The following is an 11,804-nucleotide window of genomic DNA, read 5'->3' on the forward strand; positions in this document are numbered from 1 at the left end:
GCCGGCAAGCCGGTTTCTACAGGTGATGGGGGTTATGCGAACAGATCCTTGGCGCGCTGGCGAATCTGTTCCTCGGTCAACTCCTCTATATGGGTGGCGAGGAACCAGACATGCCCGAACGGGTCCTTGAGTGTCCCAGAGCGGTCGCCGTAGAACTGATCCTTGGGTTCGGAAATCGCAATGGCGCCTGCCGCGATCGCCTGTTTGTACTGGGCGTCGACGTCCTTCACATACAGGTGCAGGCCAACGCTGGTGGGGTGCGCTCCTGGGCTGGCGAAGGCCATTTCATCGCAGGGCGAGGCCAGCATGATCGGCGAATCGCCGATGCGCAATTCGGCATGGCCGACCTTGCCGTCGGGCATGTCCAGGCGCATGAAAACAGTGGCATCGAAGGCTTTTTTGTAGAACTCGATGGCTTGCGCGGCCTTGTCGATGCCCAGGTAGGGCGTGATGCTGTGATAGCCCTCGGGGATAGGTTTGACGCTCATGTCGCTCTCCTTGAAGGTTGCCAGGGGCCGGTTTTCCGGTCTTTTCACTATAGGCCAGGTCTTTCGTGGCCTCTGGCTAGCCGACGACTGTCACGGCTCCCTGAACATTTCATCAAGCAGCGGCGCGCACGATTGCACCGAGCGCAGCGCCAACCTATATCGATAGGTGCAACATGCGTTCGCCCTGCAGGTTTGCCCCTGGGCGGCGCTTGTTGACCGCCAGTTCGCCGATTTTGATCAGGCGGGTGCGTGTGATATTGCGGCTCAGGCCCAGCAGGTTGGCGGTGTGTACCTGGTTGTAGTGGCTGAAGCGGTAGGCTGCGCGCAGCAATGCGTCTTCGACCTTCTCATGCAGGGCGCCGGCCTGTTCGTCGAACAGCTTCTGGAAGGCCCGCTCCAACAAGGCTTCGGCGCTGTTGTCGACGCCGTGCTGGCTATCGTCCTGGCGCTCGATGCGCATGTTCGACAGGCGCAGGTCATCGCGCTCGATCACGCCATTGCGGCATATCAGCAAGGTGTGATGAATGACGTTTTCCAGTTCGCGAATGTTGCCCGGCCAACTGTAGCTCTTGAGCTTTTGCTCGGCCTCGGGGCTGATGGTGATGGGGCCGTAGCCCAGGCGCTGGCTGTAGGCGTCGATAAAGTGCCGGGTCAGGGGCAGGATATCGCCGGGGCGTTCGCGCAACGGGCTCAGTTCCAGGCTGACCACGTCCAGGCGGTAATACAGGTCCTCGCGGAAATGCCCGGCGTTGATGGCCTTTTCCAATTGCACGTTAGTCGCCGCCAGCACTCGCACATCGATGGCAATGCTCTTGCGTGAGCCCAGGCGCACCACTTCGCGCTCTTGCAAAACGCGCAGCAGCTTGACCTGGATCGCCATGGGCAGGTCACCGATCTCATCGAGGAACAGGGTGCCGCCGTCGGCCTCTTCGAACCAGCCGGCCTTGGCGCTGAGGGCACCGGTGAACGCGCCTTTTTCATGGCCGAACAACTCCGCTTCCACCAGGGATTCGGAAAACGCCCCGCAATTGACCGCCACGAAGGGCCGGTTGCGCCGGGCGCTGAGGTTGTGGATATGGCGGGCCACCAGCTCTTTGCCGGTGCCGGTCTCGCCGATGATCAGCACGCTGGCTTCGCTGGGGGCCACTTGCTGGATATGCGCGAGCAAGGCCTGGGATTTCGGGTCTTCGAAGACTTGCGCGGTGGCGCGAATCGACGTGGCGAGGGCGGGCGAGGGCGGGAGGGTCAAAAGCTGCATGGGCACCTCTAGGAATAGAACGTTGGCGTGGGCAGGGACTGGTTCAAGGCCCAGTCGCCCAGTTCGTGGAGTTTGTAGTCCACCGGGTCGTGCAGGCTTTGGGTGCGCAGGTTGCGCCAATGGCGGTCCAGGCGCAGCGAGGCATGGGTGGAGCGGGCGCCGGTGACTTCAAACAGGCGGCTGCACAGCTCCAGGCCGTTGCGGGTGGCGGCGACCTTGGCCGTGGCGATGGCAATCGCCAGTTGCCCGCGCTCCTGTTCACTCAAGGCCGGGCCCTTGTCCCAGGCCTGGTCCAGCAGCTCGGCGGCCCGCTGCACCAGCAGGCGCACGCCTTCCAGCGCGACCCAGAACTCGCCGTAGTGGTTGAGCACATAAGGGTCCTGACGCACATCCTGGACGGTGGATTTGTGCCAGGGCCGGGTCTCGGCGAGGGTGTAGTTGCGCGCTTCTTCAAACGCGCCTTCGGCAATCCCGAGGAACATATGGGTGAACGTCAATTGCGCAATCAACGGGCGCAGGCAGGCAAAGGGCGTGCTCAAGGGGCCGGGGTCGAGCAGCAGTTCAGATTCTTCGACCCGCACGCGTTCGAAGCTGGCGCTGCCGCTGTCGGTCTGGCGTTGGCCGATACTGTTCCAATCGTTGTGCACGGTGATGCCACTGCGCCCGCTGGGGATGGCGGCGATCAACAGCTTGCCGCCGGCGCTTTCATCCACCGCCGAGGCGATCAACATTTGTGAATCGCTGGCGCCGGAGCAGAAGCTTTTTTTGCCGGAGAATTCGCGCCAGCCGCCAAAGTCCTTGACCACCGTACGGGTGTCCAGCGGGTTGAGGGCGTTGCCCCAGAACCAGTGCTTGCGGGCGGTCTGCTCGAACCAGGGCTGCCATTGTTCCGGGCGGGAAAACAGGCGCACGGTGGCCAGCATCAGGTGATGAAAGCCGAAGACATGGGCGATGGAGCTGTCGACCTTGGCGAACTCGCGCACGATCTCCAGGGTTTCGCTCCAGCGTGCGCCAAGGCCGCCGTACTGGTTGGGAATGCTCAGGGCCAGCAGGCCACTGTGGCGCAGGGCATCGCGCTCAGCCTTGGGCGTGCCGCCGCGCTCGTCACGCTCCACGGCGCTGAGCGCGAACTCGGCGGCCAGCAGCTTGGCGGTCTGCAGGGGGGACGGCAGGACGCTATGGGGTTTGGCTGTCACGCGCAGCTCCTGAAAAAATCAAATGCACTGAGGACCCACCGTAGGAGCCGGCTTTGGCGGTGGCAGGCAGTACATCGTTGGCAATCATTTCGCCGAACGGCCCGGTGAGGTTGGTGATGCCGCGTCCGGCCAGGCTGGCGTAGGGTTCGGGCAGCAGCGGGAACACCAGTTCGGCAAAGCGATAGGCCTCTTCCAGGTGCGGGTAGCCGGAGAAGATAAAGCTCTCGATGCCCAGGTCGGCGTATTCCTTGATCCGTTCGGCCACTTGCTGCGGGTTGCCCACCAGGGCGGTGCCGGCACCACCGCGTACCAGGCCGACGCCGGCCCACAGGTTGGGGGCGATTTCCAGGTTGTCGCGCCGCCCATCGTGCAGGGCGGCCATACGGCGCTGGCCTTCGGAGTCAAAGCGCGAGAAGGATTTTTGCGCGGCGGCAATGGTTTCGTCGCTGATATGCTCGATCAGCCTGGCTGCCGCTTTCCAGGCCTCGTCTTCGGTTTCGCGCACGATCACATGCAGGCGAATGCCGAATTTGACGGTGCGCCCATGGCGCGCCGCGCGTTCACGTACATCGGCGAGTTTTTCCGCGACAGCTGCCGGTGGTTCACCCCAGGTCAGGTACACGTCCACCTGTTCGGCGGCGAGGTCGTGGGCGGCATCGGACGAACCACCGAAATACAGCGGCGGGTAGGGTTTCTGGACCGGCGGATAAAGGGCCTTGGCGTTCTGCACCTTCAGGTGTTTGCCTTCAAAGTCGACGGATTCGCCCTGCAATACCCGACGCCAGATTTTGAGGAATTCATCGGTCACCTCGTAACGCTCGCTGTGGTCGAGGAAGCTGCCGTCGCCACGGTTTTCATCGGGGTCGCCGCCGGTCACCACATTGATCAGCAGGCGGCCATTGGACAGGCGGTCAAGGGTGGCGGCCATGCGCGCGGACACGGTGGGCGAGATGATCCCAGGGCGGATCGCCACCAGGTAACGCAGGCGTTCGGTCAGGGGCACCAGCGCCGAGGCAATCACCCAGGAGTCCTCGCAGGAACGACCAGTGGGAATCAGCACGCCGTGGTAACCAAGGTTGTCGGCGGCCTGGGCTACTTGTTTCAGATAGTTGAGGGTGACCGGGCGAGCGCCTTGGGTGGTACCGAGGAAATGGCCGTCGCCATGGGTCGGAAGGAACCAGAAAACATCCATGACAAGTCCTTGAGCGATGTTCAACAGAGAGTGTCGCCTGGCCAACAGTTGTGTAAACAACAGTTGCGGCGTTGGGGGACCGTTATAGAGCGTCTTGTTTATTCCGTAAATGAACGTATTTCTCTATTTATAGACCTGTAAAGAATATGCAGGATTGGCTGATAGCGACTATCACAGCGGATGATTTTTCCCTGGGAGGGGGCAGGAGTAGCCTGTGTTCATTGCCTTGACGCCCCATTCGCCGGACCTTCGCCATGAACCACTCCCTCTCTGTTGTCTTGTTATTGATTGCCTCTTTCCTTGCCGGTTGTGTCGCCCAGCCAGGCCCCGAACTGCGCCCGTATACCGCCGAGGAAACCAGGCAGTTGGCGATGGAGGGGCTCAATCGTCGTGGTCTGTCGTTTGACGAATATCAACAGAAGAAAGCCGAGCTGGCTGGCCGGTCGCAGAAGCCGTTTGGCTTTGATCGCCAGGGCGAAATGAATGCCGAACGCAACGTGATGTTGCATGACCGCCCCAGCTAAAAGCACTGGCGGTGGTCCCGAGCCCGAGGTTCCCCGCAGGAACTTCGGGCTTTTTGTTTTCCATCCTTTTCATCGAGCCTGTTAAGCTCAATTTCAGGAGCGTTCCTACGCACTTTTAAATTCTTTAACGGCATCCGATCGGGTTAACCTGACGATCTCTGTACTGATCGCTGCCCCTGGGACGCTGCTCTCGGGAACATGCTCTGCGGGTCTTTAACGTCATGAATAAACGTCCTTTGTATTTCGACTACGCCGCCACCACACCGGTGGATGAGCGGGTCATCCAGGTCATGATCGAGTGCCTGGGTTTCAACGCCAACTTTGGTAACCCTGCGTCCAGCTCCCATGCCTTTGGCCAACAGGCCCGGCACACGGTCGAGCAGGCGCGCCGGCAGGTGGCGGAACTGGTGGGGGCCCAGGCCGAACAGATCGTCTGGACTTCAGGCGCTACCGAATCCAACAACCTTGCGCTCAAGGGTGTGGCCCAGGCGCGGGGTGTGGCCGGTGGCCATATCATCACCAGCCAGATCGAGCACAAGGCGACCCTGGATACCGCACGCCAATTGCAGGAAGCCGGGATTGCCGTGACCTACCTGGTGCCGGACACCGAGGGCCTGATCACCGCCGAGGCCGTCAGCCAGGCACTGCGGGAAGACACGTTCCTGGTGTCGTTGATGTTGGTCAACAATGAATTGGGTACGCTCAACGACATCCCGGCCATTGGCGCGCGGGTGCGTGAGCATGGGGCGCTGTTGCATGTGGATGCGGCGCAGGGCGCCGGCAAGGTCGAGATCGACCTGGCGCGCTGGCCGGTCGACCTGATGTCGTTTTCCGCACACAAGTTGTATGGCCCCAAGGGTATCGGCGCGTTGTATGTCGGGCCGCGGGCGCAGCAGAACGTCACGGCGCAGATCCACGGCGGCGGCCATGAAGGCGGGTTGCGTTCGGGCACCCTGGCAACACACCAGATCGCCGGCATGGGCAGCGCCTTCGCGTTGGCGGGGCAATTTTTTGCCGAAGAGTCGGCGGGTATTGTCGCCCTGCGCCAGCGTCTGCTTGAACAATTGCTGAGCATTCCCGGTGTGCGCCTGAACGGCAGCGCCACCCAGCGCATTCCTCACACCTTGAGCCTGACGTTCAGCGAAGGTGAGTTCAACTCGGCGGCCTTGAGCGCCGATATCGCGTTTTCGGCGACCTCTGCCTGCAATTCGGCAAGCAATGCGCCGTCCCATGTTCTGCTTGCCCTCGGGCATGATGCGCGCAGCGCCGGTCGCACCATTCGCCTGAGCCTTGGGCGGTTTACCACCGCGCAGGATATCGATCAGGCGGTGCAATTGATCAAGCGCTCGCTGGCCAGCGCACCGGCCTTCTGGGCAGTTTGAAACACATAACAATTATGAGTGGTTAGCAGGAGACATGATGACTACGCAGCCTTTGACCCATGGAACGGTTCCCCAGCGCCTGGCGCATACCCGCGAGTTGATGAAACGGGAGGGCATCGATGCCTTGCTGGTGCCATCGGCCGACCCGCACCTGTCCGAATACTTGCCGGGCTACTGGCAGGGGCGGCAGTGGTTGTCGGGGTTTCATGGGTCGGTCGGTACGCTGATCGTCACGCCTGATTTTGCCGGGGTCTGGGCTGACAGCCGTTACTGGGAGCAGGCGAGCAAGGAACTCAACGGCAGCGGCATCGAGTTGGTGAAGCTGCAACCAGGGCAGCCCGGCCCGCTGGAATGGCTGGGTGAGCAAACCCCGGAAGGCGGCGTAGTGGCGGTGGACGGTGCGGTGATGGCCGTTGCGTCCGCCCGCACCCTGGGCGGCAAACTGGCTGAGCGGGGCGCGCGCCTGCGGACCGATATCGATCTGTTGAACGAGGTCTGGACTGACCGTCCGGCCCTGCCAAACCAGCGGATCTATCAACACCTGCCACCCCAGGCCACGGTCAGCCGTGGCGAAAAGCTCGCGGCACTGCGCGCCAGCCTCAAAGAAAAGAGCGCGGATTGGCATTTCATTGCCACCCTGGACGACATCGCCTGGCTGTTCAACCTGCGCGGTGCAGATGTTTCGTTCAACCCGGTGTTTGTGTCATTTGCCCTGATCAACCAGCAGCAGGCCACCCTGTTTGTGGCTCTCGGCAAGGTCGATACCCAGTTGCGTGGGGTGCTGGAGCGCGATGGCGTGACGCTGCGTGACTACAGCGAAGTGGCCGCGGCCCTGGGGGAGGTGCCGAGCGGTGCCAGCCTGCAGGTTGATCCGGCACGCGTGACCGCAGGGTTGCTGGATAACCTGGCCAGTGGGGTCAAGCTGGTGGAAGGGCTCAACCCGACCACGCTGGCCAAGTCCCGTAAAAGCCTGGCGGACGCCGAGCATATTCGCCGGGCCATGGAGCAGGATGGCGCGGCCTTGTGCGAGTTTTTCGCCTGGCTGGACTCGGCCCTGGGCCGCGAGCGCATCACCGAGTTGACGATTGACGAACACCTGACGGCCGCGCGTACGCGGCGCCCGGATTACGTGTCGTTGAGCTTCAATACCATCGCCGCCTTCAACAGTAATGGCGCGATGCCGCACTATCACGCCACCGAAGAAGAACATGCAGTCATCGAAGGTGATGGCCTGTTGTTGATCGACTCGGGCGGCCAGTACCTGGGTGGTACCACTGATATCACGCGGATGGTGCCCATCGGTACGCCGAGCGAGGAGCAAAAGCGCGATTGCACGCGGGTGCTCAAGGGGGTGATTGCCCTGTCGCGTGCGCAATTCCCCAAGGGCATCCTCTCGCCTTTGCTGGACGCCATCGCTCGCGCGCCGATCTGGGCCGAAGGCGTGGATTATGGTCATGGCACCGGGCACGGGGTGGGTTACTTCCTCAATGTCCATGAAGGCCCGCAGGTGATTGCGTACCAAGCCGCAGCCGCGCCGCAAACCGCCATGCAGCCGGGCATGATCACCTCCATTGAACCGGGTACCTACCGCCCGGGCCGTTGGGGCGTACGTATCGAGAACCTGGTGCTCAACCGAGAGGCGGGCAAGACCGAGTTTGGCGAGTTCCTCAAGTTCGAAACCCTGACGCTGTGCCCAATCGATACCCGTTGCCTGGTGCCGTCGTTGCTGACGACCGAGGAGCGGCAGTGGTTCAACGACTACCATGGCGAGGTGCGTCAACGCCTGAGCCCGTTGCTCAGTGGCGCTGCGCTGGAATGGTTGCAGCTGCGCACGGCCGCTATATAAGGACCGGCCGCTCGCAGGTGTGGCCTGCGAGCGGCTTGCAGATTTTAACTCAAGGCTTCGCGGACAAAGTCCAGGCGATCCTGGCCAAAGAACAGTTGTTGATCGACAAACAGGCTCGGCGCACCAAACACGCCACGGGCAATCGCCTCTTCGGTCTTGCGCTTGAGGGCGTCCTTTACGTCCTCATCCTGAGTCAGCTCCAATACCTTTGCCGGATCGAAGCCGTGTTCCGTCAGGACTTGCGCGACGACGGCCGGATCACCGAGGTTGCGCCCCTCCACCCATAACGCCTGGAACAGGCAGTCGATGAAGTCGACAAAGCGCTCTGGCTGGCGTAGCTGAATGCCGGTGACGGCGCGCATCAGCGTCAAGGTGTTGATGGGGAAGTGCGGGTTGAACTTGAGGGGCACATCGTAGCGTCTGGCGTAGCGTGCCAGGTCTTGCAGCATGTAGCGACCCTTGGCCGGGATGGTGATGGGCGAGGCGTTGCCGGTGGCCTTGAAAATGCCGCCCAGGAGGATGGGCTGGTACACCAGTTGGCTGCCGGTTTCGCCACAGATTCCGGGCAGTTGGGTATACGCCAGGTAGGTGGTGGGGCTGCCGAGGTCGAAGAAGAATTCCAGGGTTTTGCTCATGTCGGATGCTCGCTGCTTATTGTTATGTAGGCGTGCTTACCAGGTTTCGTTCCAGGGGCGCAGGTCCAGTTCGAAGGTCCAGGCATCCCGTGGCTGGCTGTGCAGGTGCCAATAGTTATCGGCGATATGCGCGGGATCAAGGATGCCGTCCTGGTCCTTGAGGGCGTATTTGCTGGGGAAGTTGTCGCGGATGAAGTCAGTGTCGATGGCGCCATCCACCACCACGTGGGCCACATGGATGTTCATCGGGCCCAGTTCGCGCGCCATGCTTTGGGCCAGGGCGCGGATGCCGTGCTTGGCCCCGGCGAAGGCGGCAAATCCCGCTGCGCCGCGCAGCCCGGCGGTGGCACCGGTAAACAGGATCGTCCCGCGTCGGCGCGTCACCATGCGCTTGGCCACTTCCCGGGCATTGAGGAAGCCTGAGAAGCAGGCCATCTCCCAGATCTTGAAATATTTGCGCGCAGTTTCTTCGAGGATGCTGCACGGCACGTTGGCGCCGATGTTGAACACGAAGGCCTCAATCGGACCCAGCTCGTGTTCGATCTGCTCGATCAGCGCGATCACCTCGTCCTCCTTGCGTGCATCGCAGGCAAAGCCATGGGCTTCGCCGCCGGCATCCTGGATGCTGTCCACCAGGGGTTGCAGCTTGTCGGCACTGCGTCGGGTGACGCAGGCGACATAACCTTCACGGGCAAAACGCTTGGCGATGGCGCCGCCTGTAGCATCGCCTGCGCCGACGACCAGTACGATTTTCTTATTCTCAGTCATGGCAGATCCTTGGGTAAACGATCGTTAACTAAACGAACGTTATGCTACGATTCGACAGGCGTCAAGGTCATGTATTTTGGGGGAGAGGCAATGCGCTATTCAGTCAGTCACAAGCAGCAAACCAGAGACAAGCTTCTGCAGAGCAGCGCGGCACTGGCCAAGAAAGAAGGGTTTGCCAGCGTTGGTGTAGACGGCTTGATGAAAGCCATTGGCTTGAGTGGGGGCGCGTTCTATAGCCACTTTTCCTCAAAGGATGCGCTGTTCGGTTCAATCGTCGAACGAGAATTGAGCCAAAGCCTTGAGCGTTTGGGGGCGGGGGAAGTGCAGAGTCGGGAGCGCCTGGGGCGGTGCCTGAAGATCTATTTGAGCATGACCCACGTAGAGCAGGTGCAGGACGGGTGTGCGTTGCCAAGCATGGGGGCGGATATTGCGCGTGCGGATATAGCTGTACGCCAGCAGGCGCAAGCGTGGATCTGTCGGCTGCAGGCCAACTGGGCGCGGACGTTGGAGAGTGACAGCCTGGCCTGGGCCATTTTGTCCCAGTGTGTGGGGGCGCTGGTGGTTGCCAGGATGATGGTTGACCCGCACGTTCAAGCGCAGGTGCTTTCATCGAGCTATAAAGAGCTCAGCCAGAGAATCACCCAACAATGAGCTCTTACTTGCAGAGCACTATCATGCTGCGGCTGGTATAGCCGGCAGGGTTGATACCGAAGGGATAATCACCCGGCTCTTCCGTGTTGTCGCCGGACTTGGCGATGACCCGGTAGCCCTTCTTGCCGCACGAATTGGCTGCGCTGGTGTAGCACTGGTCCCAGGAGGAGGACAGGCCAGAGCAGTTGATATGCAACCCTTTCTTTCCGCGTTTGACTTCTGTCTTGGTGGTCGCGGCACACCCAGCCAGGGCGATCACGACAAACACTATCAAAATTCGCTTCATTACCATCCTTAATAGCCGCGCCGTTGGAATGCCCGATGCTGGCTTTGCTCGCTCTCAAGTGTAGCGTCCGTGGATGTCCTTATTCGAAAATCTCCATGACTGACACTGAGTTACAGACTAAACATGGCCTAATTGAGCGGCAAATACCAGAGCTTCGTTAAATCCTGTCTCAATCTGCCGCGACGATTGGCTTCGACTGGCTGCGCATGGTCAGGGTAGCGCCGACGGAGGCCATGATAATGCAGGCGATCGCCAGCCATTGCGCCAGGGACAGGTATTCCTGGAGGAAAAACAGCCCCGAAAGCGCGCCGAATGCGGGCTCGATACTCATCAGGGTGCCGAAGGTGCGTGCGGGCAGTCGGGTCAGGGCGACCATCTCCAGGGTATAGGGGAGGGCGGTGGAAAGAATCGCCACGCCAATGGCGATTGGAATCAGCGAGGGTGTCAGCAGTGCGCTACCGGCGTGAACGATCCCGATAGGGGCCACGAACAGCGCGGCGATCATCACGCCGAGGGCGGCGGTCTGGACGCCGTTGTCTGCGCCGGCCTTCTGCCCGAACAAAATATAGAGGGCCCAGCAGATGCCTGCGCCCAGTGCGTAGGCGGCGCCGGTCAGGTCGATGCCTTGGCTGGCTTCACCAACCGGTATTAATAGCAGCAGGCCTACGATGGCCAGGGCTATCCACAGGAAGTCGACAGCGCGGCGCGAAGCATAGATGGCTACGGCCAGTGGGCCGGTGAATTCCAGGGCTACCGCGATACCCAGGGGAACGGTGCGCAATGACATATAGAAGAGGAAGTTCATGCCGCCCAGCGCCATCCCATACACGATGACGGTGCGCAGTGCTTTGGCGGTGAGTTTTGCGCGCCAGGGACGAAGCAACAGCAGCATGATGATGCTGGCAAAAACCAGGCGCAGCGTGGTGGTGCCTTGGGCGCCGACAATCGGGAACATACTCTTGGCCAGTGAGGCGCCCGACTGGATCGAGGCCATGGCAATCAGCAGCAGGCCGACGGGGAATAATGCTGAGCCCAGGCTGCGGGATGAAGTGGTCATTGGGGGTGTTCGTCCAGGTTCATATAGAGGCAGAAGGCACTATGATGATCAACTGCCACTAATTGAGCAATATATTGCTCAATTAGTGGGTTCTTCTCTCTATAAAGAGAGGGTTCTGAGGGGGTTCGGGGTCTTCGATAGATAAATTGAATTAATGGTTGACGGCAGATTCTAGAAGTCTATAATTCGCCCCACTTCCGGCGCAGTCGAAACGGAAAACTCCTTGGTAAACAAAGAGTTATGTAGTTTTCGGCAGCAGGTTGCTTCAGTGCATCGAAGCCAAAAGGAAGTTGAAAAAGAGGTGTTGACAGCAGCGTGTAACGCTGTAGAATTCGCCTCCCGCTGACGAGAGATCGAAAGCGCAAGTGGTTGAAGTTGTTGAGGAAAACCTCGAAAGCTTCTGAAAATAATCACTTGACAGCAAATGAGGCTGCTGTAGAATGCGCGCCTCGGTTGAGACGAAAGATCTTAACCAACCGCTCTTTAACAACTGAATCAAGCAATTCGTGTGGGTGCTTGTG

Annotated in this window: 11 protein-coding genes and 1 pseudogene; 4 read left to right on the forward strand and 8 right to left on the reverse strand. The window is 60.7% G+C overall.

Annotation, left to right across the window (positions count from 1 at the left end; translation table 11 throughout):
- Nucleotides 1–32: 32 nt before the first annotated feature.
- The 4 genes and pseudogenes from HBO11_RS20120 to ssuD all read right to left on the reverse strand — a co-directional run.
- The gene (locus HBO11_RS20120) at nucleotides 33–488 is read right to left on the reverse strand and encodes a VOC family protein (RefSeq protein ID WP_169957228.1); all 456 of its coding nucleotides are present in this window, start codon (nucleotides 486–488) and stop codon (nucleotides 33–35) included.
- 154 nt (nucleotides 489–642) lie between these two features.
- Nucleotides 643–1,746, reverse strand: coding sequence for a sigma-54 dependent transcriptional regulator (locus tag HBO11_RS20125; protein ID WP_170042846.1), 1,104 nt, complete (start codon nucleotides 1,744–1,746; stop codon nucleotides 643–645).
- Nucleotides 1,747–1,754: 8 nt separating this feature from the next.
- Nucleotides 1,755–2,942, reverse strand: a complete 1,188-nt coding sequence (locus HBO11_RS20130; RefSeq protein WP_169957226.1) for an acyl-CoA dehydrogenase family protein — start codon at nucleotides 2,940–2,942, stop codon at nucleotides 1,755–1,757.
- A gap of 49 nt (nucleotides 2,943–2,991) precedes the next feature.
- A pseudogene (gene ssuD / locus HBO11_RS20135) lies at nucleotides 2,992–4,134 on the reverse strand (FMNH2-dependent alkanesulfonate monooxygenase); the annotation flags it as partial.
- A gap of 254 nt (nucleotides 4,135–4,388) precedes the next feature.
- Here ssuD and HBO11_RS20140 point away from each other — a divergent pair.
- The 3 genes from HBO11_RS20140 to HBO11_RS20150 all read left to right on the forward strand — a co-directional run bounded on the left by HBO11_RS20140 (nucleotide 4,389) and on the right by HBO11_RS20150 (nucleotide 7,886).
- Nucleotides 4,389–4,658, forward strand: a complete 270-nt coding sequence (locus HBO11_RS20140) for a hypothetical protein (RefSeq protein ID WP_169957224.1) — start codon at nucleotides 4,389–4,391, stop codon at nucleotides 4,656–4,658.
- 221 nt (nucleotides 4,659–4,879) lie between these two features.
- The gene (locus tag HBO11_RS20145; protein WP_169957223.1) at nucleotides 4,880–6,040 is read left to right on the forward strand and encodes an aminotransferase class V-fold PLP-dependent enzyme; all 1,161 of its coding nucleotides are present in this window, start codon (nucleotides 4,880–4,882) and stop codon (nucleotides 6,038–6,040) included.
- 37 nt (nucleotides 6,041–6,077) lie between these two features.
- A complete protein-coding gene (locus tag HBO11_RS20150; protein WP_169957221.1) occupies nucleotides 6,078–7,886 on the forward strand; it encodes an aminopeptidase P family protein in 1,809 nt (602 codons plus the stop codon).
- Between the two features lie 44 nt (nucleotides 7,887–7,930).
- Here the strand turns inward: HBO11_RS20150 and HBO11_RS20155 are convergent, their stop codons facing one another.
- Entirely contained in the window at nucleotides 7,931–8,521 is a 591-nt protein-coding gene (locus tag HBO11_RS20155; protein ID WP_169957220.1) for a 2-hydroxychromene-2-carboxylate isomerase, read from the reverse strand.
- A gap of 36 nt (nucleotides 8,522–8,557) precedes the next feature.
- A complete protein-coding gene (locus HBO11_RS20160) occupies nucleotides 8,558–9,289 on the reverse strand; it encodes an SDR family oxidoreductase (RefSeq protein ID WP_169957218.1) in 732 nt (243 codons plus the stop codon).
- 90 nt (nucleotides 9,290–9,379) lie between these two features.
- Here HBO11_RS20160 and HBO11_RS20165 point away from each other — a divergent pair, with 90 nt between their 5' ends.
- Nucleotides 9,380–9,940, forward strand: coding sequence for a TetR/AcrR family transcriptional regulator (locus HBO11_RS20165; RefSeq protein WP_169957240.1), 561 nt, complete (start codon nucleotides 9,380–9,382; stop codon nucleotides 9,938–9,940).
- A gap of 4 nt (nucleotides 9,941–9,944) precedes the next feature.
- Here HBO11_RS20165 and HBO11_RS20170 read toward each other — a convergent pair whose 3' ends face one another.
- Entirely contained in the window at nucleotides 9,945–10,226 is a 282-nt protein-coding gene (locus HBO11_RS20170) for a hypothetical protein (protein ID WP_169957217.1), read from the reverse strand.
- Between the two features lie 169 nt (nucleotides 10,227–10,395).
- Nucleotides 10,396–11,283, reverse strand: coding sequence for a threonine/homoserine exporter RhtA (rhtA, locus tag HBO11_RS20175; RefSeq protein WP_169957215.1), 888 nt, complete (start codon nucleotides 11,281–11,283; stop codon nucleotides 10,396–10,398).
- Nucleotides 11,284–11,804: the final 521 nt, after the last annotated feature.

Origin of the sequence: Pseudomonas sp. WS 5010, from assembly GCF_012985565.1 — a bacterium.
Lineage (GTDB): Bacteria > Pseudomonadota > Gammaproteobacteria > Pseudomonadales > Pseudomonadaceae > Aquipseudomonas.

Excerpts from the sequence above, each read along its gene's own strand:
- HBO11_RS20120 (WP_169957228.1), bottom strand. The coding sequence starts at position 488 with ATGAGCGTCAAACCTATCCCCGAGGGCTATCACAGCATCACGCCCTAC.
- HBO11_RS20125 (WP_170042846.1), bottom strand. The coding sequence starts at position 1,746 with ATGCAGCTTTTGACCCTCCCGCCCTCGCCCGCCCTCGCCACGTCGATT.
- HBO11_RS20140 (WP_169957224.1), top strand. The coding sequence starts at position 4,389 with ATGAACCACTCCCTCTCTGTTGTCTTGTTATTGATTGCCTCTTTCCTT.
- HBO11_RS20145 (WP_169957223.1), top strand. The coding sequence starts at position 4,880 with ATGAATAAACGTCCTTTGTATTTCGACTACGCCGCCACCACACCGGTG.
- HBO11_RS20150 (WP_169957221.1), top strand. The coding sequence starts at position 6,078 with ATGACTACGCAGCCTTTGACCCATGGAACGGTTCCCCAGCGCCTGGCG.
- HBO11_RS20155 (WP_169957220.1), bottom strand. The coding sequence starts at position 8,521 with ATGAGCAAAACCCTGGAATTCTTCTTCGACCTCGGCAGCCCCACCACC.
- HBO11_RS20160 (WP_169957218.1), bottom strand. The coding sequence starts at position 9,289 with ATGACTGAGAATAAGAAAATCGTACTGGTCGTCGGCGCAGGCGATGCT.
- HBO11_RS20165 (WP_169957240.1), top strand. The coding sequence starts at position 9,380 with ATGCGCTATTCAGTCAGTCACAAGCAGCAAACCAGAGACAAGCTTCTG.
- HBO11_RS20170 (WP_169957217.1), bottom strand. The coding sequence starts at position 10,226 with ATGAAGCGAATTTTGATAGTGTTTGTCGTGATCGCCCTGGCTGGGTGT.
- rhtA (WP_169957215.1), bottom strand. The coding sequence starts at position 11,283 with ATGACCACTTCATCCCGCAGCCTGGGCTCAGCATTATTCCCCGTCGGC.